20 protein-coding genes are annotated in these 22,383 nt (G+C 62.5%); 9 read left to right on the top strand and 11 right to left on the bottom strand.

Annotated elements, in window-relative coordinates:
* Positions 1 to 113 precede the first annotated feature (113 nt).
* Positions 114 to 2,288, top strand: a complete 2,175-nt coding sequence (gene katG / locus ACQKI2_RS12245; RefSeq protein WP_427379949.1) for a catalase/peroxidase HPI — start codon at positions 114 to 116, stop codon at positions 2,286 to 2,288.
* A gap of 75 nt (positions 2,289 to 2,363) precedes the next feature.
* Here katG and ACQKI2_RS12240 read toward each other — a convergent pair whose 3' ends face one another.
* Together ACQKI2_RS12240 and ACQKI2_RS12235 are read right to left on the bottom strand one after the other, a co-directional pair.
* Positions 2,364 to 3,569, bottom strand: coding sequence for a hypothetical protein (locus ACQKI2_RS12240; RefSeq protein ID WP_427379948.1), 1,206 nt, complete (start codon positions 3,567 to 3,569; stop codon positions 2,364 to 2,366).
* Positions 3,570 to 3,658: 89 nt separating this feature from the next.
* Complete coding sequence (locus ACQKI2_RS12235) at positions 3,659 to 4,231, bottom strand: TetR/AcrR family transcriptional regulator (protein WP_427379947.1); 573 nt, start codon at positions 4,229 to 4,231, stop codon at positions 3,659 to 3,661.
* A 136-nt stretch (positions 4,232 to 4,367) separates the two neighbouring features.
* On the opposite strand from ACQKI2_RS12235, the gene ACQKI2_RS12230 reads away from it, so the two are divergent.
* The 4 genes from ACQKI2_RS12230 to ACQKI2_RS12215 all read left to right on the top strand — a co-directional run bounded on the left by ACQKI2_RS12230 (position 4,368) and on the right by ACQKI2_RS12215 (position 10,900).
* Positions 4,368 to 5,561: an efflux RND transporter periplasmic adaptor subunit gene (locus ACQKI2_RS12230; protein ID WP_427379946.1), complete on the top strand. Its 1,194-nt coding sequence runs from the start codon at positions 4,368 to 4,370 to the stop codon at positions 5,559 to 5,561.
* Between the two features lie 61 nt (positions 5,562 to 5,622).
* Positions 5,623 to 8,829, top strand: coding sequence for an efflux RND transporter permease subunit (locus ACQKI2_RS12225; protein WP_427379945.1), 3,207 nt, complete (start codon positions 5,623 to 5,625; stop codon positions 8,827 to 8,829).
* Entirely contained in the window at positions 8,826 to 10,229 is a 1,404-nt protein-coding gene (locus ACQKI2_RS12220) for a TolC family protein (protein WP_427379944.1), read from the top strand. Before ACQKI2_RS12225 ends, ACQKI2_RS12220 begins: the two co-directional genes overlap by 4 nt.
* 296 nt (positions 10,230 to 10,525) lie before the next feature.
* On the top strand, positions 10,526 to 10,900 hold the full coding sequence (locus ACQKI2_RS12215) for a hypothetical protein (protein WP_427379943.1): 375 nt from the start codon (positions 10,526 to 10,528) through the stop codon (positions 10,898 to 10,900).
* Between the two features lie 180 nt (positions 10,901 to 11,080).
* Here ACQKI2_RS12215 and ccoS read toward each other — a convergent pair whose 3' ends face one another.
* Genes ccoS through ccoN form a run of 8 tightly spaced genes read right to left on the bottom strand, consistent with a single transcriptional unit; the run spans position 11,081 to position 18,966 of the window.
* Complete coding sequence (gene ccoS, locus ACQKI2_RS12210) at positions 11,081 to 11,251, bottom strand: cbb3-type cytochrome oxidase assembly protein CcoS (protein WP_427379942.1); 171 nt, start codon at positions 11,249 to 11,251, stop codon at positions 11,081 to 11,083.
* Positions 11,248 to 13,467, bottom strand: coding sequence for a heavy metal translocating P-type ATPase (locus ACQKI2_RS12205; protein ID WP_427379941.1), 2,220 nt, complete (start codon positions 13,465 to 13,467; stop codon positions 11,248 to 11,250). Before ACQKI2_RS12205 ends, ccoS begins: the two co-directional genes overlap by 4 nt.
* Entirely contained in the window at positions 13,464 to 13,982 is a 519-nt protein-coding gene (locus tag ACQKI2_RS12200; protein ID WP_427379940.1) for a FixH family protein, read from the bottom strand. Before ACQKI2_RS12200 ends, ACQKI2_RS12205 begins: the two co-directional genes overlap by 4 nt.
* On the bottom strand, positions 13,982 to 15,454 hold the full coding sequence (gene ccoG / locus ACQKI2_RS12195) for a cytochrome c oxidase accessory protein CcoG (protein ID WP_427379939.1): 1,473 nt from the start codon (positions 15,452 to 15,454) through the stop codon (positions 13,982 to 13,984). Before ccoG ends, ACQKI2_RS12200 begins: the two co-directional genes overlap by 1 nt.
* Entirely contained in the window at positions 15,451 to 16,341 is an 891-nt protein-coding gene (gene ccoP, locus ACQKI2_RS12190) for a cytochrome-c oxidase, cbb3-type subunit III (RefSeq protein ID WP_427379938.1), read from the bottom strand. The genes ccoG and ccoP overlap by 4 nt, the downstream gene beginning before the upstream one ends.
* Complete coding sequence (locus ACQKI2_RS12185) at positions 16,334 to 16,495, bottom strand: cbb3-type cytochrome c oxidase subunit 3 (protein WP_427379937.1); 162 nt, start codon at positions 16,493 to 16,495, stop codon at positions 16,334 to 16,336. The genes ccoP and ACQKI2_RS12185 overlap by 8 nt, the downstream gene beginning before the upstream one ends.
* A gap of 11 nt (positions 16,496 to 16,506) precedes the next feature.
* Positions 16,507 to 17,274 carry a cytochrome-c oxidase, cbb3-type subunit II gene (gene ccoO / locus ACQKI2_RS12180; protein ID WP_291050310.1) on the bottom strand — a complete coding sequence of 256 codons (768 nt, stop codon included), beginning with the start codon at positions 17,272 to 17,274 and terminating at the stop codon, positions 16,507 to 16,509.
* A 12-nt stretch (positions 17,275 to 17,286) separates the two neighbouring features.
* Positions 17,287 to 18,966, bottom strand: coding sequence for a cytochrome-c oxidase, cbb3-type subunit I (ccoN, locus tag ACQKI2_RS12175; RefSeq protein WP_427379936.1), 1,680 nt, complete (start codon positions 18,964 to 18,966; stop codon positions 17,287 to 17,289).
* Between the two features lie 147 nt (positions 18,967 to 19,113).
* Here ccoN and ACQKI2_RS12170 point away from each other — a divergent pair, with 147 nt between their 5' ends.
* The 4 genes from ACQKI2_RS12170 (at position 19,114) to ACQKI2_RS12155 (ending at position 21,736) form a co-directional block, all read left to right on the top strand.
* Positions 19,114 to 19,404, top strand: coding sequence for a hypothetical protein (locus tag ACQKI2_RS12170; RefSeq protein ID WP_035601494.1), 291 nt, complete (start codon positions 19,114 to 19,116; stop codon positions 19,402 to 19,404).
* A 71-nt stretch (positions 19,405 to 19,475) separates the two neighbouring features.
* On the top strand, positions 19,476 to 20,642 hold the full coding sequence (locus ACQKI2_RS12165) for a PAS domain-containing sensor histidine kinase (RefSeq protein WP_427379935.1): 1,167 nt from the start codon (positions 19,476 to 19,478) through the stop codon (positions 20,640 to 20,642).
* Complete coding sequence (locus ACQKI2_RS12160) at positions 20,639 to 21,256, top strand: response regulator transcription factor (RefSeq protein WP_035601490.1); 618 nt, start codon at positions 20,639 to 20,641, stop codon at positions 21,254 to 21,256. The genes ACQKI2_RS12165 and ACQKI2_RS12160 overlap by 4 nt, the downstream gene beginning before the upstream one ends.
* 84 nt (positions 21,257 to 21,340) lie before the next feature.
* Positions 21,341 to 21,736: a response regulator gene (locus ACQKI2_RS12155; protein ID WP_427379934.1), complete on the top strand. Its 396-nt coding sequence runs from the start codon at positions 21,341 to 21,343 to the stop codon at positions 21,734 to 21,736.
* A gap of 8 nt (positions 21,737 to 21,744) precedes the next feature.
* On the opposite strand, the gene ACQKI2_RS12150 is transcribed toward ACQKI2_RS12155, so the two are convergent.
* Positions 21,745 to 22,329: a helix-turn-helix domain-containing protein gene (locus ACQKI2_RS12150; RefSeq protein WP_035601487.1), complete on the bottom strand. Its 585-nt coding sequence runs from the start codon at positions 22,327 to 22,329 to the stop codon at positions 21,745 to 21,747.
* Between the last annotated feature and the right edge of the window lie 54 nt (positions 22,330 to 22,383).

Raw genomic sequence — 22,383 nt, 5'->3', positions numbered from 1 at the left:
CTGGATCTCTTCCCACAGGCTCACTCTATAGTTCGCCCGCTTAAAATTGATTGGATCAATAGTTTCGCCTGACGCACTCTCTCCGGACAGATTCACACGCGAGGAGAGAAACAATGGACGGCAATGACCTGCCCCCCCAAGATAAATGCCCTGTCATGCACGGCGCCATCACGGTTGCGGGCAATTCCAATACGGCCTGGTGGCCAGAAACGCTGAACCTCGACATTCTTCACCAGCACGACACGAAGGTCAGCCCGCTCGGCAAGGACTTCAACTATCGCGAAGCGGTCAAGACCCTCGACTTTGAAGCCCTCAAGAAAGACATGCACGACCTGATGACCAACAGCCAGGAATGGTGGCCGGCGGATTATGGCCATTATGGCGGCCTGATGATCCGTCTCGCCTGGCACTCCGCCGGGTCTTACCGTCTGGCGGATGGCCGCGGCGGTGGCGGGTCGGGCAACATCCGCTTTGCGCCGCTCAATTCCTGGCCGGATAACGGCAACCTCGACAAGGCCCGCCGCCTGCTGTGGCCGATCAAGAAGAAATACGGCAACAAGATTTCCTGGGCCGACCTGATCCTGCTCTCGGGCACGATCGCGTATGAAAGCATGGGCCTGAAAACCTATGGCTTCTCCTTCGGCCGCGAAGACATCTGGGCGCCGGAGAAAGACGTTTACTGGGGCGCAGAGAAAGAATGGCTCGCGCCGTCTGACGCGCGTTACGAAAATGTCGATCAGCCCGAGACGATGGAAAACCCGCTCGCCGCCGTGCAGATGGGACTCATCTACGTCAACCCGGAAGGCGTCAACGGCAAGTCCGATCCGCTGAAGACGGCGGCTCAAGTCCGCGAAACCTTTGCCCGTATGGCCATGAATGACGAAGAAACCGCCGCGCTCACCTGCGGTGGCCACACCGTCGGCAAGGCCCATGGCAATGGCGACGCCAGCAAGCTCAGCCCGCCGCCGGAAGGCAACGACCTCGAAGCCCAGGGCTTTGGCTGGCTGAACCCGCATATGGACGGCAAGGCGACTAACGCCGTCACGTCGGGCATCGAAGGCGCCTGGACCACCCATCCGACGAAGTGGGACATGGGCTACTTCAAGCTGCTGTTCGGCTATGATTGGGAACTGACGAAATCGCCTGCCGGTGCCAGCCAGTGGCGCCCGGTCAACATCAAGGAAGAAGACAAGCCGGTGGATCCGACAGACTCTTCCAAGCGTGTCATGCCGATGATGACCGATGCCGACATGGCGATGAAGATGGACCCCACTTACAACGCCATCTGCCAGAAGTTCATGGCCGACCCGGCCTATTTCGACGACTGCTTCGCCCGCGCCTGGTTCAAGCTGACCCACCGCGACCTGGGGCCCCGCGTCCGTTACATCGGTCCCGACGCGCCGAAGGAAGACCTGATCTGGCAAGACCCGGTTCCGGCCGGCAACACATCCTATGATGTGGCTGCCGTCAAAGCGAAGATCGAAGCCTCTGGCCTGTCGATCTCCGAAATGGTCTCCACGGCCTGGGACAGCGCCCGCACTTTCCGCGGTTCTGACCTGCGCGGCGGCGCCAATGGGGCCCGCATCCGCCTCGCTCCGCAGAAGGATTGGGACGGCAACGAGCCCGCTCGCCTGCAGAAGGTGCTTTCGGTGCTCGAGCCGATTGCGCGTGAAACAGGCGCCAGCGTGGCAGACGTGATCGTCCTTGCCGGGAATGTCGGTATCGAGAAGGCCATCAAGGCGGCCGGCCTCAATGTTGCTGTTCCCTTCGCGCCCGGCCGGGGCGATGCCACGGCCGAGCAGACCGACGCGGCCTCCTTCTCCGTGCTGGAGCCCATCGCCGATGGCTTCCGCAACTGGGTGAAGAAGGAATACGCCGTGAAGCCGGAAGAGCTGCTGCTCGACCGCGCCCAGCTCCTCGGTCTCACCGGGCCGGAGATGACGGTTCTCCTCGGCGGCCTGCGTGTCCTTGGTACCAACCATGGCGGTACATCTCATGGTGTGTTCACCGATCAAGTCGGCGTTCTCACGAACGACTTCTTCGTCAACCTCACCGACATGGCCTATCGCTGGGTGCCGAAAGGCCAGAATGCGTATGACATCGTGGACCGGAAAACCGGCGCCGTGAAGTTCACCGCAACCCGCGCAGACCTGGTGTTCGGCTCGAACTCCATCCTGCGCGCCTATGCCGAAGTCTATGCTCAGGACGACGCGAAAGAGAAGTTTGTGAAAGACTTCGTGGCCGCCTGGACCAAGGTGATGAACGCAGACCGGTTCGATCTGCACTGATCGGCCAGCGGATCAAAAACAGGAAGGGCGGCTCGCAAGGGCCGCCCTTTTTTTGCCTGAACGGCAAGCCACGCCTCAGCCCGCCTGCCCATCCAGCGCCAGCTGCACCCAGGCGCGCGTTTCGGCTTCCTGGCTCTCAAGGCCCTGCGCCACATCGGCGCGGTAGTGCGGCGCCACGCGGGCCAGCACCATCGCGTAAAACTTCTGTGCGCGGGCAATGCCGTCCTGCGTATCGCCATCCCACGCCTCGGTGGCCGCGCGCTCTGCCGCCAGCGTGTCCAGCCGGGCCAGCATCTCGCGTATCTCCAGAAGGCGGCAATTGTCCGCCATCTTCTGCAGCCGTTCGCCGTCCGGCGTGTCATACGGGGAAAGTCCGTCATGCGCCGCGGCAGAAAGATAAGGCAGCAGCGAAATCTTGTTCACCGCTGGTCCCTGCCATTCTTCCAGAAGGGCGTTCCATATTTCTGGTGCCTGATCCGTCCAGAGACGTTCTTCCTCAAGGCTGGCAAAGCCGGAGCTGAAGGGATCGTCTGGCTTGTAGCCGTTCTGGAAGAGCTGGTCCCAGCTGCGGATACGCTCTTGCAGCGCCGCGCTCAGCCCCAGGGTATCCGGGTCGATATTGGTGAAGCTCTCATCATCCCAGAGGGGCCAGCATTGGTATTCCGGCGCCAGCCGCAGGCAGCGGGGCGGTTTGGTGGGGTCATAGTCCGGGCCGTCTTCATCGTCCGGCTGCAGGAAATCCGGATAGCGTTCACCCTGGCCGCCAGCATGGCGCGTGCCCATGTTCGTCAGCAGAAAGACAAACGCTGCCGTCAGCGCGCCCATCGCGGCAAGATCGGCCAGCAGGCCGGGAATGCCCGTACCCAGCCAGCTTCGCCACAGGCTCTGCTGTTCCATCATCAGCACCAGGCCAAATACGCCGGTGTAGATCAGCAGCGCGGTGCGCGTTGCCGCCCGGCCGCGCCGCTCCAAATCATGGGTGACCGGCCGATGGCGGGCGGCCCAGAGGAGATATCCGGCCTGCGCCGCGATGTTCAGGGTGAAGATCACCAGCGCCGCCCGGCTCTGCGCCATCAGCGACAATCCCGATGCGAAGGTCAGCCATCCGCCTAGTGTCAGCAGGCGGGTTGCCGTTTCCTCGTCGCGGTCACGCTTCAGGGTGATGGCGGCAATCGCTTGATCCAGCAGCCGGTCCATCGCCATGCGCCGGATGAGCACCACCCCGCCCAGCGTGTAGAAAAGGCCGATGGCAAAGAGAATCCAGGGCAGGGCGAGGTGCATGACGGTATGACGGCTAACAGGAAGCAGGAATGTCCCCGTTTACCGTTAGCCAGGATCGCCTGCGCCGCCAGCCCCTGAAACGGGGGAGCCTAGAGCGGCGCGATCACCAGCCGGATGATCTCCGTCAGCCGCTTCTTCAGCTTCTGGCGCGCTTCCGGAGAGCCCATCATGTCGCCGGAAATATGCTGGCTGATCGACGTGCCGAGTAATACCGCGCCAAACAGCTGAGAGCGCTCCTTGGCATATTCCCCGCCGATCACCTCGGCAAAGGGCCCATGAAACCGTTCGTGGATGGAGGCGCGCACAATCGGGCCGGCAATCGGGGAATTGCCCGAATGCAGCATGACGAGGATGTCCTCCAGAGGCTTGCCGTCATTTTCCGGATCGAACATCAGCTCGCCGACCCGCTCAGGCAGACCTTCCAGCTCGCTGCCGATCACGTCCACGCCGCGTTCGCCAGAGCTGAGCACGGCGGTGAACAGCTCCTCCTTCGAGCCAAAATAGCGCGATACCAGCGCGGCATCCGCCCCCGCCAGGGAGGCGATCTCCCGGATACCGACATTCTCATAACTGTCGCGCGCGAACAGGGTTCGCGCGGCGCAGAGAATGGCGGATCTCGTGGCAGCAGCATCTCGCCGCCGCACTGTTTGCTTACATTTCATGCTCCCCCCTTACAGGACAAAAATTAATTTGTCATCATCTGTTGACTTATGCTTCCCGCGACGTCATATGCGGTCAACAGCTGATGACTTATAGGCGTTCCTCCACCGTTCCGCCTTGTTTATGAAGGAAAATTAAATGCGTTCGCGCAATTTTGCAACCGTTTCTATTATAGCAACGGCTATCGTTCTTGGAGCCTGCGGTGCGCCCCAGGCACAAGAACAGGGCGGTCCTCCCCCGCCCCAGGTTGATGTTGCTGTCCCCCTCTCTTCCCAGGTTGCGGACTGGAATGGTTATACCGGTCGTTTCGAGTCTGTTGAGCGCGTAGATGTACGTGCCCGCGTCAGCGGCTATGTGAAATCTGTGGCCTTTGAAGATGGGGCCCGCGTCAAGGCAGGGGACCTGCTGTTCACCCTGGATGACCGTCCGTTCCGCGCGACGCTGGCCCAGGCTGAAGCGCAACTCGCCCAGGCCAAGGCGGAACTCGGCCAGGCCCAGTCGGATCTGGAACGCTCCGAAAAGCTTGCTGAATCCGGCGCCGTGTCGGTCGAGGAACTCGAACGCAACCGCACCAGCCTTGCCAGCGCGCAGGCCAGCGTTGCTGCAGCCGAAGCCGGCGTTGAGGCCGCCCGCCTTGATCTCAGCTTCACCCGCGTGACAGCCCCTATCGATGGCCGCGTCTCGGCCCGGAATGTTGACCCCGGCAACCTCGTCGCCGGTGGCAATTCGGCCGGCGACATCCTGACCACCATCGTCCGCGATGAAGAACTCTACTTCACCTTCAACGTCTCCGAGGCTGACTATCTGCGCTACATGCGCGCCGAACAGTCCGAAGGCGCCGTGAAGGCAGAGGCCCGCCTGCAGGATGAAGCCACCTTCACCCGCCCGGGCGAAGTCATCTTCGCGGACAACCGGATGGGCGACACCACCGGGTCCATCCGTGTGCGTGCGCTGGTCGAGAATGAAGACGGGCTGATCCGCCCGGGCATGACCGGCGAAGTGCGTATCAACGGCTCGGCCCCCTATGCCGCGCTGATGGTGCCGCAAACGGCCGTCCAGACCGATGGCACGCGCCGCACCCTGTTCCTGGTCAATGAGCGCAATGAAGTCGAGGTTGTCCCCGTCCAGCTTGGTCCGCTCAGCGGTAACATGCAGGTCGTCACGGAGGGTATCCAGGCGAATGACCGCGTAATCGTCAATGGTCTGCTGCGCGCCCGTCCGGGCGCGACGGTGAACCCCGTTGCGGTTCAGCTTGACTATGAGACCGCTCCCGAAGGCCCGGTCACCGTCCAGAGCCGTCCGGCCATGTCGGCCCGCCGCATCGCAAACTGACACGCGGCGGCCTGCCGGCCGTCAGCCCATTCCATTCTCTTCCTCCCAGAGAGACGAACCCATGCGCCTGTCCCATTTTTTCATCAAGCGGCCCATTTTTGCGGCCGTTATCTCGGTTGTGATCACCCTGCTCGGCGCATTCGCGTTCCCGCGTCTCCCGCTTGCTCAGTATCCTGAAATTGCCCCGCCCACCGTGGTCGTCAGCGCGTCTTATCCCGGCGCCTCTGCCGAAGACGTGGCCAACCAGGTCGCTGCGCCGCTGGAACAGGAAATCAACGGCGTGGAGGGGATGATCTACATGACCTCCTCATCCACAGCTGATGGTGTGGTCAGCCTGACGATCACCTTCGAGCCGGGCACCGATCTTGATACCGCCCAGGTCCAGGTCCAGAACCGGGTGTCGCGCGCCGAGCCGCGCCTGCCGGAACAGGTGCGCCAGACCGGTGTTTCCGTGAACCAGCAGGCATCCGGTTTCCTTCTGCTCGTTGCGCTCGTCTCGCCGGGCGGTCAGCTCGATCAGGATTATGTAGCCAATTACGCCGCCTCGACCATCAAGGACCGTCTGCTGCGGATCAACGGGGTTGGTGGCATTGAGGTCTTCGGCGGCGGCAACTATTCCATGCGCGTCTGGATCAATCCGGAACGCGCCGCCGCGCTGAACCTCACTTCCAGCGACATCGTTGCCGCCCTCCGCGCCCAGAACATCCAGGCCGCCGGTGGTGCGCTCGGCCAGGCGCCCTTTGCCGAAACGGGCGCGCCCGAGTTCCAGATCCCGGTTCAGATCCGTGGCCGCCTTATCGAGCCGGACGAGTTCGGGGATGTCGTCATTCGCCGGGATGCGGATGGCTCTGTCGTGCGCCTGCGCGATGTGGCCCGTGTGGATATCGGCGCTGAAAACTATCTGATGCGCTCCTATTTTGATGGCCAGCCTGGCATCGGCCTTGCGGTCACCCAACTCCCCGGCTCCAATGCGCTGGATACCGCAGAGCATGTTCTGGCCGAAATGGAACTGGCCCGCCAGGAATTCCCCGAAGGCCTGGAATACATGATCCCCTATAACCCGACAGAGTTCGTTGAGGCATCTGTGTCGGCAGTGGAACATGCGCTGATCGAAGCGGTGTTCCTGGTGATGATCGTCATCCTCGTCTTCCTGCAAACCTGGCGCGCGGCGCTGATCCCGATCCTCGCGATCCCGGTCTCCATCATCGGCGTGTTCGCCGTGCAGCTGGCGCTCGGCTATTCGATCAACTCGCTGTCCCTGTTCGCGCTGGTGCTCGCCGTGGGTATCGTGGTGGATGACGCCATCGTCGTGGTGGAGAATGTCGAGCGCTCGATCCGCGAAGGCAAAAGCCCCATGCAGGCGGCCATCTCCTCGATGAACGAGGTGGGCGGCGCGCTGATTGCCATGAACCTCGTGCTGGTCTCGGTGTTCGTGCCTACCCTGTTCATGGGCGGCATTCCGGGCATCTTCTATGAGCAGTTCGCGGTCGCCATCGCCTCGGCGGCGGTCATCTCTCTGCTGGTGTCGCTCACCCTGTCGCCCGCCCTCTGCGCGCTGCTTCTGAAGCCGCACGAAGAGCACGGCCACAAGAAGGGCAACCCCATCCTCGCCCCGTTGCGCTTTGCAGGGAATGCCTTCAATAGCGGCTTTGACTGGCTGTCGAACGCCTATGGGTCGCTTGTTGCCAAACTTGTCCGTATGCTGGTGATCGTGATGATCGTCTATGCCGCGCTTCTGGCCACCACGGGCTGGCGCCTCTCGGCAACGCCCACAGGCTTCATCCCGGAGCAGGATCAGGGCTTCCTGATCGGCGTTGTCCAGCTTCCCGCCGGCGCCTCGCTTGAGCGCACCGACACAGTGATGCAGCGCGTCGTTGAAGAGCTGCGTGCAACCGAAGGCATCCAGGGCGTTGCCGCCATGGTCGGCATGGACGGCTCCAGCTTCTCCTCGGCGTCCAATGCGGGCACGATGTTCATCCGCCTGGCAGACTTTGAAGAGCGCGAAGGCCGCAAAGACCTCTCGGCCGTTGCCATCTCCCAGCGTCTCACGGGCCATTTCATGGCGGCGCTTCCCGAAGGCAACGCCTTCATCATTGCCCCGCCGGCTGTGCAGGGCATGGGGCAGGGCGGCGGCTTCAAGATGATGATCCAGGACCGCGCCGGCGTTGGCACCGCAGCGCTCCAGCAGGCAACCTATGCCATGATGGGCGCTGCTGCGCAGGATCCGCGCGTCACCAGCGTCTATACAACCTTCGACACCAACTCCCCCACTGTGCGAGTAGAGGTGGACCGTGACCGCGCCCAGCTTCTCGGCGTGGAACCGGGGGATGTCTATTCAACCCTCGGCACCAATCTCGGCTCCACCTATGTGAACGACTTCAACTTCCTTGGCCGGACGTTCCGCGTCACCGCCCAGGCAGATGCCCCGTTCCGTGAAACAGCCGCCAGCATCGGCCAGTTCCAGGTGCGCTCGTCCACCGGTGAAATGGTGCCGATCTCTGCCGTGGCTCAGATCATTGACGGGTCGGGTCCGGTCCGCATGGTGCGCCACAACATCTTCCCGGCCATCGAACTCAACGGCCAGACACCGGCTGGCGTCTCCACCGGCGAATCCCTGAAAGCGATGGAAGAGATCGCCGCTCAGGTTCTGCCCGAAGGCGTCAGCTATGAGTGGACCGAGATGGCCTATCAGGAAAAAGCTGCCGGCAGTTCCATCCTGATGGTCTTCGGCATGGCCGTCATCTTCGTCTTCCTCGTCCTGGCGGCGCAGTATGAAGCCTTTACGCTTCCCTTCGCGGTTATCTTCATCGTCCCGATGTGTATCCTTGCGGCCACCATCGGCATCAACATCGCGGGCATGGCTAATGATATTCTCGCCCAGGTCGGTCTCATCGTCCTTGTCGCGCTGGCGGCCAAGAACGCGATCCTTCTGGTCGAGTTTGCCAAGCAGCAGGAAGAAAACCATGGCGTCACGCCGCGGGAAGCCGCCGTCTCCGGTGCCCGGATGCGTCTGCGGCCGATCCTGATGACGTCCTTCGCCTTCATCTTCGGCGTTATGCCCCTGGCATTCGCCACGGGGGCAGGGGCTGAGATGCGCCAGTCGATCGGTATCACCGTGTTCTCCGGCATGATCGGGGTGACGCTGTTCGGCCTGATCTTTACCCCGGCCTTCTATGTCATTGGACGGATGATCTCGAAAATTCTCCCCGGCTCAAACCGCAGCCATGACGATCACACACCCACGCCGGTCGAAGGAGGCCAGGCATGACACATTTCAAACTCACCGCCTTCACCACAGTCGCCGCGCTCGCCCTCACGGCCTGCGCCACGGCCCCGGCCGCCCCTGACAGCATGGTTACCCCGCGCGTCGAAGGCACGTTGATCTCGGCGGAGAGTGCCGGGGTCGCCAATACGGCCGTGCCGAAAGACTGGTGGCGCCTCTATAACAGCCCGGAACTGGACAATCTCGTCCAGACGGCGCTTGACAACAACCGCACCCTGGCCGGCGCGGCGGCAAATCTGGAGCAGGTCCGCGCGGGCCTCACCGAGGCGCGCTCCGCTCTCCTGCCATCCACCACCGCCACAGCCAGTGGTCAGTATACGCGCGATCCGAGCTTTGCGCCCGGCGATGTTGAAACCGATGTCTATTCCCTCGGTTTTCAGACCAATTATGAGGTCGATATCTTTGGCCGGGTCAGCGCCAGCATTGATGCGGCCCGCCAGGATGCCGCCGCTGCGGAGGCGGCCTATCAGGCGGCCTCGCTGATGGTGGCCGGTGAAACCGCCCGCGCATGGATCGATTATTGCTCGGGCAATATCCAGCTTGAAACAGCCGAGTCGAATTATAGCCTGCAGGAAGAGACCCTGGGTCTCACGCGCACGCTGTTCGATGCCGGCCGCGGCATCCGCCTGGATGTCGTGCAGGCCGAGGCTGCGGTGCGCCGCGCCGAAGCCGACATTCCGTCCGTGCGCGCTGCACGTGACGCCGCCTTGTTCCGCCTGGCCCGTCTAACTGGCCAGACCCCGCGTGAGATGAGTAAAGCGGTCCCCCCGTGCGAGAGCATGCCGCAGCTCGTCTCACTCCTCCCCACCGGGGAAAGCGCAGCTCTCCTTGCGCGCCGTCCGGATGTGCGCCAGGCGGAACTTCAGCTTGCCGGCGCGGCCGCCCGTGTGGGCATCGCCACGGCAAATCTCTATCCGTCGGTCAGCATCGGCGGCTCGGTCAGCACTGCTTCGCTGGGCGGGACGGGTGATCTGTTCAAGGAGGACGGGCTCAGCTTCGGCATCGGCCCGCTGATCAGCTGGAACTTCCCGAACGTGGCTGCTTCCCGCGCGCGCCTGAAATCGGCAGAGGCCGGCGTGGACATCGCCCTCGCCAATTTCGATGAAACCTTCCTCACGGCGCTGGAAGAGGCCGAAGTCGCCCTCACCAATTATGCCGCCGAGAAAGAGCGCTATGCCGCCCTGGAAGCTTCCGCTGCAGCCGCCGAAGAAGCCGCCCAGCTTGCCCGCACCCGTTACCGGGCCGGCTCGGCCAACTTCCTCAGCGTCCTCGATGCAGAGCGCACCTTCATCGAAACCCGCACCTCGCTGGTCCAATCGGAAGCGGCAAAGGCCAGCGCGGAGATCAACCTCTTCATGGCCATGGGTGGCGGCTGGGCTGACTAGCTCTGGCTCCACCAGTGGCCCAGCGCGGCGCGGGATGGCACCAGCTGTCCCGCGCCGTGTCCGTTTGTGTCCGGATTTGTCCTTGGAGCGCCGTTGGAGTTTTTTGGAGCTTTCCAGAAAAAACTCCAACGCCTCTTACCCCTCTCCCTCAGGGAGAGGAGGGGCCCGCGCCCGCAGGGCGTGGGAGGTGAGGGCCTTCCGCCCTATCCAACAAAAATCCGCTCAAACCTGCAGCAAACACGCAGAAAGAACTTTATTTCCCCACCCCCTCCGGGAACGGATCTATACTCCCTCCCATGTCGCCCCAGATCGCCCGCCTCTATGCCCATGTGGTGCCAGTCTTCTGGCCCTACCTCTGGCTGCAGCTGCGCTGGATCTTCAAACGTCAGGACGTTGAACTCCGTACCCTGCTGATCTCGGTCACCCGATGGGGCCATGTCCACATCGTCCAGGTCGGCGACCATTGGCGCGCCTACAGGAAACCTGCTGCTGTAAAGCCGAGCTGGGACGATCCCGTCTGGGAAAGCCACATCGCGCCGAACCTCGCAGGTGTCTTCCTCGATGAACCCCAAACCTCCCCGCCGCGCGGGGATCTCCTCCCCCGCGCGCGGGGGAGGTGCCCCGCAGGGGCGGAGGGGGGAGCGGCAAATGCCACCCTCGACACCTCCTAGCTAAAAATCCGTCTCCTCCCGGAAATCGCGAAGCGATTATCCGGGGCCTTCTCTCCGCCCTTTCCCCAAAACCCCTCAGCACATCCCCGCGCCATCGGCTCTCGCCCTCTGGCCGGGAGATCAGCTTCACCCAAAAAACCGGCCGCGCCCCCCGCGCGTTCCGGCCCTTGCTGCTGCGCGCTATTCTGCGTGCTTGCGATCGGGGAGCGGTTCGTCCGGAGAAATCAGGATGCGCGCGGCGGCGCCGTCTGGATCATCAAACTGGCCCGAGCGGACCGCCCAGAGAAAGCCGACAAGGCCCATCGCGCCCATCATCAGGGCAATCGGAATGAGGAAGACTAGGCCGCTCATGCCTGTTTCTCCGTGTTCAGAGTAAGCCGCAATGCGTTGAGGCACACGATAATGGAAGAGCCCGACATGGCAATCGCCGCCACCAGCGGGGTCGCATGCCCCATGATGGCAATCGGCACCGCCACGACATTGTAAATGGCCGCAAAACCGAAATTCTGCAGCATTACCGCTTTGGCTGCCCGCGCGGTTTTCACCAGGCCGGGCAGGGGCGAAAGGCCGCCGGAATAGACCGTATCAGAGGCTGACTGGCTCACATCCAGCGCGCCGCCCGGCGCAGCCGAAGCATGGGCCAGCGCCAGCGCGCCAGCATCATTCAGGCCATCCCCGATCATCAGCACCTTGCGGCCTTCCGCCTGCAGGGCTTCCAGCCGGGCCACTTTGTCCTGCGGACTGGCACTTGCCGTCCACTGATCAATGCCCAGAGAGCGGGAAACTTCCGCCACCGCTTCGGCCCGGTCGCCGGAGACGATTTCCATCGTCATCCCCATCGCCCGCAGCTTTGCCAGCGTGCCGGCGGCATTTGCCTGAATGTCGTCCTCAAAGCGCAGCTCCACCGGCGTTTCCTGCCCGCGCGCAAAGAACAACGTGGCGCCGGTATGGCCGGTGGCCTTTGCGCCGGTCCATTCGGCAGAGCCGAGCCGGCAGATCACCCCGTGCACCTCGCCTTCAAGGCCAAGGCCGGGATATTCCTTCACATTCTTCGCCAGCGGTCCGGCCCCGGCAGCGGCGGTGAGCGCCCGCGACAGCGGATGCCGGCTCGCCCGCGCCAGCTGCGCAGCTTCCGCCAGAAGGCTTGCCGGAATGCCGGTCGAAACAAGCCGCGGCGTGCCAAGGGTCAGCGTGCCGGTTTTGTCGAAGATGATGTGATCGCAGGCGGCAATCCGTTCCAGCGCGTCGCCGGATTTAAGGTATGCCCCGCCCTTGAACAGGCGCCCTGCGGCAACGACCTGCACCACCGGCGCGGCCAGCGCCAGCGCGCAGGGGCAGGTGATGATCAGCGTAGAGACGGCAATGAGGATCGCCTCGCGCAGGCCAATGCCCCCGATCAGCCACCAGCCGAGGAAGGTCAAGAGCGCGGTGGAATGAACCACCGGCACGTAAAGGGAGACGGCCTTGTCCGCTATCTGCCGGTAGGTGGAGCGTTTCTGCTCACCCGCCGTCAGCATCTGGCTGATCTCGGAGAGCAGCGAGTCGGCTGCTGCCGCTGTTGCCCGCCCGGTCAGCGGTTGAGAGAGGTTGATCGAGCCGGCCATCAGCTTCATGCCCGCCCCGGTCCAGCGCGGCAGGCTCTCGCCGGTGACGAGGCTTTCGTCCACCTCGGATTCGCCGCCCTCGATCACCATATCCACCACGGCCCGCTCGCCTGGCGCCAGGAGGATGCGGTCACCCGGCTTCACCTCTTCGGAGCGCACCGATTGGGGCGTTCCGTCTGCGGAAATCCGCGTCACCGTCCGGCTCGCCAGCGCGGCCAGATCCCGCGCGGCCGACCAGGCCCGGCGGCGCACGCGCGCGTCCAGGAACCGCCCGATCAGCAGGAAGAACAGCAGCATGCAAGCGGCATCGAAATACGCATGTTCGCCGCCCCGGATCGTCTCAGCCACGCTGACGGAGAAGGCCAGGATCAGCGCCAGAGAAATCGGCACATCCATATTGGTGCGCTTCTTTTTCAGCACATTCCAGGCGGATTTGAAGAAAGGGCGGCCCGAATAGATCAGGGTCGGCAGCGCAATTACGCCGGAGAGCGCATGCAGGCCCTGCCGGGTGGCCTCGCCCATCTCGCCATGCCCGCCCCAGACCGAGACCGACAACAGCATGATGTTGGCCGTGGCAAATCCGGCCACGCCCATGGCGAGCAGTAGCGACTGCTCCTCCTTCTTGTGGGCATCGTCATCCGTGCTTTTATCAAGCGGGGCTACGCCATAGCCCAAGTTGCTCACCGCTTCGCTTATCCGCCGGGGTTCAAGATTGCCGGACCAGGCAATGTCCAGCTTCCCATTGGAAAGGTTCAGCCTTGCGCTCTCAACGCCCGGCAAGGCCGTCACCGCCCCCTCGATGCGCGAGAGGCAGCCGCCGCATTTGGCCCCGCGCACGGTCAGCGACAGGCGGCTCTGCCTGCCAACCTTGCGGACGAATGCGGTAGGGTCGGACGTGTCCGCACCGCTGGGCGGGGCCAGTCCGCTGGGGCATCCATTGGCGTCGAGGGGATAGTCGGTCATGGCACGATGATTTCACGGCTGGCGCGGAATTCGAACCCATCCGTTTCCGGATCGACATCGGCGGCAATATTGACGCTCCAGGCGCCGGCATGCAGGCCGCCGAGTTCAGCCACATATTCACCGCCGCCGGCGGGGGTCAGGGTGATCATCCGGTCGAATGCCCGGTCGCTGGGATGGCGCAGCTGAGCCTGCGTGCCGAAGACGGGCAGGGCGTTGCCATCGCGCGTCAGCAGGCGGGTGGTGAGCAGGAAGCCCGAATTGGTGCCGCTGATGCCGATTTCGGCGCTCCAGCCAGCCGCCTCTTGATGTGCCCGCCGGGCCAGTTCCTGATTGTAGTCCAGGCCGGTGAGATAGGACTTTTCAACATCCTCGCCGGGAAAGCTTGTGATCGCAGCCCAGAGGAAGATGCCGTTCACGACAAACATGAAGCCGAAAAAGCCGAGGAACCAGAGCAGGGCATGCCAGCCCTTCATCTTGCCCTTGCCGGAGCTTTCGAGAGACAGGGAAGCAGCCATTATTGGTCTCCTGTTGTGAAGGGCGCGTCGGCTTCGGCGATTTCGCCGGTGGCCACGTCCTTGATCAGTACCGTGAGGGTTGTGCGGCGGGGCAGGCTTTCCGGAGAGGCTGTCACCAGAAGGCGGTAGCGGGCCACACCATGGGCGTCCGTGGTTACCTGCAGGCTGCCGCCATCGGGGGCCGAACCGAGGCCGATGATCTCGAAATCTGCTTCGGGCAGGCCTTCCACAGAAATATCAACAGCGCGCACATCGGTGGACTTGTTGACGAGCTTCAGCGTGTATCCGTTGCGGATGCGGCCATCCGACAGGCGGATGAAGGGCGGCGAGCGGTCTTTCAACACGTTGAATTCATAGGTGGATTTGGAGGTATAGCCCCATACCATCAGCAGGCTGATGGCAGCGATCAGGATGGCATAGAGCACCGTGCGCGTGCGCAGCAGCTTGTAGCGCGGTTTTTCCCCGCAGGCGCGCGCGGCCACAGCGACATCCGTATCATAGGCGATCAGCCCCATCGGGCGGCCAACCTTCTTCATCATGTCGTCGCAGGCATCAATGCAGAGGGCGCAATGGATGCATTCGAGTTGCGCGCCGTCGCGAATGTCGATGCCCATCGGGCAGACCTGGATGCACTGCTTGCAATCGATACAGTCGCCCCGGCCTTCCCAGCTCTGATCCTTGCGGTGGGGGCCGCGCGGTTCGCCGCGATCATAGCGATAGGTTACGTTGAGGGCGTGTTCGTCGGTCAGGGCGCCCTGAATGCGCGGCCAAGGGCAGAGATAGGTGCAGACCTGCTCGCGCATCGTGCCGGCGAGGGCGTAGGTGGTGAAGGTGAGGATGCCGGCAAAGAAATAGGCCGTAAGCGGCGCTTCGCCGGTGAAGAAGGTGCGGGCAATTGTGGGCGCGTCATGCCAGTAGAGGATGAACGCGCCGCCCGTGAGAAAGGCAATCAGCAGCCAGACGATATGTTTTCCAACTTTCCGCCAGGCCTTGTTGAAACTCATCGGCTGGTGATCCAGCCGCATACGGGCAGCCCGGTCGCCTTCGAAGGCGCGCTCGACCCAGATGTAAAGGTCAGTCCACACCGTTTGCGGGCAGGTGTAGCCACACCATACGCGGCCGAAAAGGGAGGTGACCAGGAACAGGGCCAGCGCGGCCAGGATCAGCAGGCCGCCGAGATAGTAAATTTCCTGTGGCCAGATTTCGAGGAAGAAGAAATAAAATTTCTCTCCTGCAAAATCAGCCAGAACGGCCTGATCCGGGATGCCCTCGCCGCGCGGCCAGCGGATCCATGGGATCAGATAATAGATGCCCAGCGTGACCGCCATCACAAGCCATTTGAACGACCGGAACTTGCCGTGCGCGAGCTTTGGATAGATCTGGTTGCGCTTTTCATAAAGCGAGGGAGGATGCTCCGGCTTTTGCCCCGGAGCATCCCTTCCACCCGCCTTGATGAGCGTGACTTTAGTCACTTCTCACCCCCGCCGAGCGAGTGAACATAGACTGCCAGCGCCTTGATGGTCGGATCATCGAGGCGGCCCTGCCAGGCGGGCATGTGCGCGTTCCGGGCACTGTAGATCGTCTGCTGAATGTCGCGCGGCTCGCCGCCAAACAGCCATTCATGATCGGTCAGGTCAGGCGCGCCCAGCTGGCGATTGCCCTTGCCATCGGCGCCGTGGCAGGTGACGCATTGCGTGGCGAAAACGGGCGCAGCGCGGTCAACGGCGGCCCTGTTGGCTTCGCGGCCCGACAGGTTCAGAACATACTGCACCAGGTCGTCGATCTCTCTGGGCGTCAGCATCCCGTCCCGCCCGAAAGCCGGCATGGTGTTGCGGCGCGTATCGGGATCTTCGGTATGGCGGATGCCGTGGCGGAGCGTTGTTTCGATCCCCTCCAGCGTGCCGTCCCAGAGCCAGATATCATCGGCGAGCATCGGATAGCCCTTGGCGCCGCGGCCGCCGGCGCCGTGGCAGGTGGCGCAATTGTCCCCGAAGGCGCTCTCGCCCATGGCAAGGGCAAACTGTTGCAGCGACATGTCGTTCTCGATCTCGCTCAGCGATGCGGTGACGAGACGGCTGGCGGCGGCAGCACGCTCCGTATGCAGCTCTTCCACTTTCCGGGCCACTTCGGCACGGTCGGAATGGCCGCTGATGCCCAGCGTGTTGTTCATGCCCATGCCCGGAAGCGCCGGAATGGCGGGCATGAAGATCATGTAGCCGATGGCCCACACGATCGTGCCATAGAAGACATACAGCCACCAGCGGGGGAGAGGATTGTTGAGTTCCTTGATCCCGTCCCAGCTATGCCCCGTCGTCTCAACGCCGGAGACTTCATCAATATCCCGTTTATGGTCAGTCATCTGACGGGTCCTTGTCGATCAGAGGTTGGTGTGCGGCCGCGCGGAACTTCTCGTCATTGCTCGGCCAGAGGGCATAGGCGACCGCCACGAGGAACATCAGCACGAAGAAGCCGAGACCCCAGGTCTGCGCGAAGCTTGAAAGTGTTTCATACATCTTGCCTGCTCCTAGCGCCGGTTGCTGAGGTCATTGGCCTCATAGGTGGAGAAGTCGACCAGGGTGCCCGTCATCTGCAGATAGGCGATGAGGGCATCCATTTCGGTGACGGCCTTCGGATTATGATCGAAGTCGGAGATCTTTACCGTTCCTTCGCGGCCCGATGCTTCGGTATAGCGAGCCACCAGAGCATCTTCGGCGTCGAAGTCTGCGTTGGGCGAAGCCTGGGCGACAAGATCGGCCTTGGCATTGGCGATCATGTCGTCCGTATAGGGCACGCCCGCCAGACGCAGGGTTTTGAGGTGATCCTCGATGTCGTCATACTTCAGCTTTTTCTTCGCAAGGAAGGCGTAGGGCGGCATGATCGAGTCCGGAACGACCGATTTGGGGTCTTTCAGGTGGTCGAGATGCCATTCGTCCGAATACTTGCCGCCAACGCGGGCGAGGTCCGGTCCGGTCCGCTTGGAGCCCCATTGGAATGGGTGGTCGTACATGCTTTCGGCCGCCAGCGAGTAGTGGCCATAGCGCTCCACCTCATCCCTCAGGGGACGCACCATCTGCGAGTGGCAGGTATAGCACCCCTCGCGAATGTAGATGTTGCGGCCTTTCAGCTCCAGCGGCGTGTAGGGACGCATGCCCTGCACCTTCTCGATGGTGTTCTCGAGATAGAACAGGGGCGCGATCTCCACGAGGCCGCCGATGGCGACAACCACAAGGATGCCGACGGTGAGAAGCAGCGAGTGGCGCTCAAGCTTTTGGTGTTTGTCCATGATAGCCATGTTCAGTGCTCCTTATTCGGCAGGCTGAAGCGCGGGGGTTGCAGTCTTGGGCGCATCGGGAGCGGCGGCCTCGCCAGCGGCGCCGTGACCCAGAGCAGTGCGCACCAGGTTGTAGGCCATCAGCAGGGCGCCGGTCAGGTAGAGCAGGCCGCCGGCCACGCGGATCATGTACATGATATGCTTGGCTTTGACCGTTTCGATGAAGGCATACTCAAGGAAGCCGAACTCATTATAGGCGCGCCACATGAGGCCCTCGGTGATGCCGGCCACATACATCGCCACGATGTAGAAGAGGATGCCGAGCGTCGCGAGCCAGAAGTGCCATTCCACGAGGGCTTTGGAGTAGAGCGCCTTACGTTTCCAAAGCCAGGGCGTGACGCAGTAGAGCGCGCCGAAGCTGATGAAGCCGACCCAGCCCATCGAGCCGGAGTGGACATGGGCGATGCCCCATTCGGTGTAATGGGAAAGGGCGTTGACGGCGCGCACGCTCATCAGCGGGCCCTCAAAGGTCGACATGCCGTAGAAGGCGAGCGCCACGATCATCATACGGACGATGGGATCTGTGCGTAGCTTGTCCCAGGCGCCCGAGAGGGTCATCACGCCGTTGATCATGCCGCCCCAGCTGGGCATCCACAGCATCACCGAGAACACCATGCCGAGGGTTTGGGCCCATTGCGGCAGGGCGGTGTAGTGCAGATGGTGCGGGCCGGCCCAGATATAGATGAAGATCAGCGACCAGAAGTGAACGATCGACAGGCGGTAGGAATAGACCGGCCGGTTCACCTGCTTGGGGATGAAATAGTACATGATGGCGAGGAAGCCGGTGGTCAGGAAGAAACCCACGGCGTTATGGCCATACCACCACTGTGTCAGCGCGTCCTGAACGCCGGCGAACAGCTGATAGCTCTTGGAACCCGAGAGGCTGACGGGGATCGCCAGATTGTTGACGATGTGCAGCATCGCGATGGTGACGATGAAGGAGAGGTAGAACCAGTTGGCCACATAGATATGCGGCTCTTTCCGCTTCCACAGCGTGCCGAGGAAGACGAGCAGATAGGCCACCCAGACGATGGTGAGCCAGAGGTCGGCATACCATTCGGGTTCGGCATATTCCTTCGACTGAGTAACGCCGAGCAGGTAGCCCGTGCCGGCGACCACGATGAAGAGGTTGTAACCCCAGAAGACGAACCAGGGCCACATGCCGCCCGCAAGGCGCGTGCGGCAGGTGCGCTGGACGACATAGAAGCTCGTCGCGATCAGCACGTTGCCGCCGAAGGCGAAGATCACGGCAGATGTATGCAGCGGGCGGAGGCGGCCGAAATTCGTCCATCCCAGATCCGGGAAGTAGAAGATGTTCGGGAAGGTCAGCTGCAGGGCGATGATGACGCCGACCAGGAAGCCGGCGATGCCCCAGAACATGGAGGCGGCCACACCGAACTTGACGATCGTGTCTTCATAGATCGCCGGGTCAAACGGGTTACGCCCGTTCAGGCTGCCCGCCCAGAGGCCGGTTATCAGCAGGCCCAGGACGGTAAGGAAGAAGAAGGTCCAGGCATGGGCGGCCATCATCGGATCGGCAGCATTGCCGGCGATGATCAGGACGCCGAGCGCAACAAGACCGGTCAGGGTACTGACTGTGCCTATGCTGAACCCCGGCCCTGCGCCTCTGGATATGTCAGCGCGTGTATTCATTGGGATAGCCCCTCCAGTGCTGAATCGCAGTGATCGATACTGGTGCGTAACTGCCGGAGGGCCGGGCCAAACTGTATAAGGGGAAGTACGGATGGGCCTGCCTGTCGCACCGGGGGTAATCGGATAGGACAGAAAAGGAGAGAGCTCATGTGGAAGACGGCAGCTCTGGGCACCGCCCTGACCGCGACTGGCGCGGTCAAATTCACCAATCATCTCGGCGAGATGGGGCGTCAGGCGACGCTGCAGGATTATCTCGCCATGCGCTGCGGGGGCGGGGCGCCACTGCCTGCGCCGGGCGCGGAAACCAATGAAATCATGGCCTTGGCGGCCATGCACTGCTGGGGGTGCTATGCCATGGCGGCGGGCGTTGCGATGCTGGCCTATGCGCTCTGGCAGGCCGCGCAGCCACGGCTGAAGGCGCTGCGCCGCCGCGGATAAAAAAGACGCCGCCTTGCGCCGCGCGGCGGCAGAGGGCAGTGAAGGGGGCATTGCCGGATGGATCTTGACGGATGAGCGACACGCCGAAAACGACGCAGGCGCCTGTGAACCTGCTGGATGGGGAGACCCTCCAGCTGCACCTCGCCTCGATCCTGGCTTCTGTGCCGGATGGTATGGTGGTGACCGACGAGTCCGGGAAGATTCTGGCCTTCAGCCGGGCCGCAGAGGCGCTCTTCGGCTTCAAGGCCAAAGAGGTCATCGGCCAGCCGGTCAACATGCTGATGGCTGGCCGCGACAAGGCCAACCACGACAATTATATCGGCAATTACCTGCGCACCGGCGAACGCCAGATCATCGGCAAGGGCAGGGTGGTGATCGCATCGCGCGCTGACGGCACACAGTTCCCGATCGACCTGAAAATCGGGGAGGCGCGAATCGGGGATCATTTTCTCTTCACCGCGTTCATCCGTGACCTGACAGAGCAGCAGCGATCCGAGCTGCGGATGCAGGAAATGCAGTCGGAACTGGTCCATTTCTCCCGCCTCAGCGCCGTGGGCACGATGGCCTCTGCGCTGGCGCATGAACTCAACCAGCCGCTAACGGCTGTGGCGAACTATCTCGAAGCCAGCCGCGACCTGATTGAGTCGCCCGACCCCGAGACGCAGGAGATCCTGCGGGAGGCGCTCACCGAAGCGGCCCGGCAGGCTGTCCGGGCCGGTGAAATCGTTCGCAAGCTGCGGTCCTATGTCTCGCGCGGCGAGGTCGATGCCCGCCCGCTCAGCCTCAGCCCTCTGCTGGCTGACGCCATCGCGCTTTCCAAGCTCTCCCGCGATCTGGCGGATATACCGATCAAGCTTGAACAGGATGAGGATGCCGACCTTGTGATGGGCGATCCCATCCAGATCCAGCAGGTGGTCATCAATCTCATCCGCAATGCGATGGATGCCCTCTCCAACACCCAGAACGCCCGCATTACCGTGCGCGTCTTTCTTGCCGACGAGCCGGGCTTTGTGGCTGTCGAGGTCTGCGACAATGGGCCGGGGCTTACCCAGGAGCTGCGTGAGAACATCTTCAAGCCCTTCGCCACGACCAAATCCCAGGGCATGGGACTTGGCCTGTCGATCTGCCAGACCATCGTGGAGGCGCATGGCGGGACCATCCGCGCCATTACGCCGCCCGAAGGAGGCACCTGTTTTCGGTTCACACTGAGAAAAGATGCTGCTAAATCAGTATCATGACTGATACCCGCCTTATCCATCTGGTCGATGATGATGAAGCCATCCGCCATTCGGCGAGCTTCATGCTGCGTCATGCCGGATTCCGCGTGAAAACCTATGTCGATGGCGTGACCTTCCTTGATCAGGTTGAGGAGGCCGAGAAAGGCTGCATCCTGCTCGACGTGCAGATGCCTAAAATGGACGGGCTGCAGGTGCAGGAAGTTCTCAATGAGCGCGGTGTGGCGATGCCGGTGATTGTCCTGACCGGGCATGGCGATGTCGCCGTGGCCGTTCGCGCCATGAAGGCCGGCGCTGTCGACTTCGTTGAAAAGCCTTATGCCAAGCAGACGCTGGTAGAAGCGCTGACCCGCGCTTTCGAGCGTCTGGAGGCGCGCCGCAAGGAAGAGGTGCTGGCCGATGAGGCCCGGGGTCTGATCGAACACCTCACGGCGCGCGAGAAGGAAGTCCTGCTGGGCCTGGTCGATGGCCAGACCAATAAGGAGATTGCCATCTCGCTGGATATTTCACCGCGTACGGTTGAGATTCACCGGGCGAATGTGATGGAAAAGATGGGCGCATCCAATCTTTCAACCGTTCTGAGAATCGCCTTCGCCGCAGGCTTTGGCATTGAATAAACAGCAGCTTTTAGGGGCTTCTACCTACAGACTGCTGAGGGAATCCCGTGCAGGTTCCGAGCTCCCGGAGTGCCGGAGAGTGATGTGAGCGCCACCGCAAAGCCTTTGCCAGTTCATCCCCCCCGCCGCATCGCAGTTGTCGATGACAGCCCTGCTGTGCGTCAGTCTCTGCGCCTGCTTCTGGGTGCGCGGGGCTTCTCCGTGGATACTTTCACCGGGGCGGACGAGTTGCTGGTGGACGTACAGCCAGGCGATTTTGACTGCTTCGTGATCGATCTGAAGCTGGATGGCATGGATGGGTTTGCCTTGCTCTCCGCCCTGCGGGAGAAGGGGATCGATACGCCCGCCATCATGATTTCCGGCTGGGAGCTTCCCACGCTGGAAGCCGCCGCCCACCGGGCCGGCTTTATTGCGCTCGTCCGTAAACCGATGATGGACACGTCCCTCGTCCGCGTGCTGCGCGACATCCTTCCGGAGTGAGGCGCGGTTCAGCCAAGCTCGTCAAATGGGATTGACATCAACGCGCCGCCCATCTGGCGCAGCGAGGTCTCGTATTCATCCTCGCTCAGCCGGCGGATTTCGCACAGGCACCATATCTCCCCGCCAGAGCAGATGTGCGGTGTATCCATGCCGCGGAAGTAAACCGGGCCGGAGGGGGTGACGATCCGGTTCAGGGACACCGTCATGGCGAGTTCGCCCGAGAAAATTCCTGAACGTTCCCAGGCGAATACCTGCTCGTCAGCCTCCTCGCCGAACTGGCCGTAGAGGCTTTTGCCTTTCAGCAGCTTTTCCACCGAAACTTCGGCAGGGACCCTGCGGCTCATCTCGAGAAGAATGGCGCCCTGCCGCAACAAGGTGGATGGCCAGTCCGACATCTGCACCCGGAGTTTTGCCAGAGTATCAAGTTTATTGGCAGGATTTTGACGCATCATGTCACGCATCCGGCGGCGCAGCTTTGCGCTGGGAAGCCCGGCGCCGCGCTCCCAGCGTGACACGCTGGTTTGGTCAACTTCTAGAAGATTTGCCAGCGCCCGCTGGGATAATCCCTGACTGCGGCGCAGATTGATGATCATTCCGGCCCAACCGGTCTGCTGAAGCCTCTCCATCGGTCACCCCGGCCAGATATA

It is taken from the genome of Hyphomonas sp. NPDC076881, from assembly GCF_050269995.1.
Lineage (GTDB): Bacteria > Pseudomonadota > Alphaproteobacteria > Caulobacterales > Hyphomonadaceae > Hyphomonas.
Note: the sequence above shows the minus strand (reverse complement) of the source record. Positions and strands in the feature narration are given on the sequence as shown.

What these genes read in the sequence shown, in the direction of transcription:
- ACQKI2_RS12165 (WP_427379935.1), top strand. Translation starts at nt 19,476, where the DNA reads ATGAGCGACACGCCGAAAACGACGCAGGCGCCTGTGAACCTGCTGGAT.
- ACQKI2_RS12225 (WP_427379945.1), top strand. Translation starts at nt 5,623, where the DNA reads ATGCGCCTGTCCCATTTTTTCATCAAGCGGCCCATTTTTGCGGCCGTT.
- ACQKI2_RS12205 (WP_427379941.1), bottom strand. Translation starts at nt 13,467, where the DNA reads ATGACCGACTATCCCCTCGACGCCAATGGATGCCCCAGCGGACTGGCC.
- ACQKI2_RS12220 (WP_427379944.1), top strand. Translation starts at nt 8,826, where the DNA reads ATGACACATTTCAAACTCACCGCCTTCACCACAGTCGCCGCGCTCGCC.
- ACQKI2_RS12160 (WP_035601490.1), top strand. Translation starts at nt 20,639, where the DNA reads ATGACTGATACCCGCCTTATCCATCTGGTCGATGATGATGAAGCCATC.
- ACQKI2_RS12170 (WP_035601494.1), top strand. Translation starts at nt 19,114, where the DNA reads ATGTGGAAGACGGCAGCTCTGGGCACCGCCCTGACCGCGACTGGCGCG.
- ACQKI2_RS12240 (WP_427379948.1), bottom strand. Translation starts at nt 3,569, where the DNA reads ATGCACCTCGCCCTGCCCTGGATTCTCTTTGCCATCGGCCTTTTCTAC.
- ccoP (WP_427379938.1), bottom strand. Translation starts at nt 16,341, where the DNA reads ATGACTGACCATAAACGGGATATTGATGAAGTCTCCGGCGTTGAGACG.
- ACQKI2_RS12200 (WP_427379940.1), bottom strand. Translation starts at nt 13,982, where the DNA reads ATGGCTGCTTCCCTGTCTCTCGAAAGCTCCGGCAAGGGCAAGATGAAG.
- ACQKI2_RS12215 (WP_427379943.1), top strand. Translation starts at nt 10,526, where the DNA reads ATGTCGCCCCAGATCGCCCGCCTCTATGCCCATGTGGTGCCAGTCTTC.
- ccoS (WP_427379942.1), bottom strand. Translation starts at nt 11,251, where the DNA reads ATGAGCGGCCTAGTCTTCCTCATTCCGATTGCCCTGATGATGGGCGCG.
- katG (WP_427379949.1), top strand. Translation starts at nt 114, where the DNA reads ATGGACGGCAATGACCTGCCCCCCCAAGATAAATGCCCTGTCATGCAC.
- ccoO (WP_291050310.1), bottom strand. Translation starts at nt 17,274, where the DNA reads ATGGCTATCATGGACAAACACCAAAAGCTTGAGCGCCACTCGCTGCTT.
- ACQKI2_RS12235 (WP_427379947.1), bottom strand. Translation starts at nt 4,231, where the DNA reads ATGAAATGTAAGCAAACAGTGCGGCGGCGAGATGCTGCTGCCACGAGA.
- ACQKI2_RS12230 (WP_427379946.1), top strand. Translation starts at nt 4,368, where the DNA reads ATGCGTTCGCGCAATTTTGCAACCGTTTCTATTATAGCAACGGCTATC.
- ccoN (WP_427379936.1), bottom strand. Translation starts at nt 18,966, where the DNA reads ATGAATACACGCGCTGACATATCCAGAGGCGCAGGGCCGGGGTTCAGC.
- ACQKI2_RS12150 (WP_035601487.1), bottom strand. Translation starts at nt 22,329, where the DNA reads ATGATCATCAATCTGCGCCGCAGTCAGGGATTATCCCAGCGGGCGCTG.
- ACQKI2_RS12185 (WP_427379937.1), bottom strand. Translation starts at nt 16,495, where the DNA reads ATGTATGAAACACTTTCAAGCTTCGCGCAGACCTGGGGTCTCGGCTTC.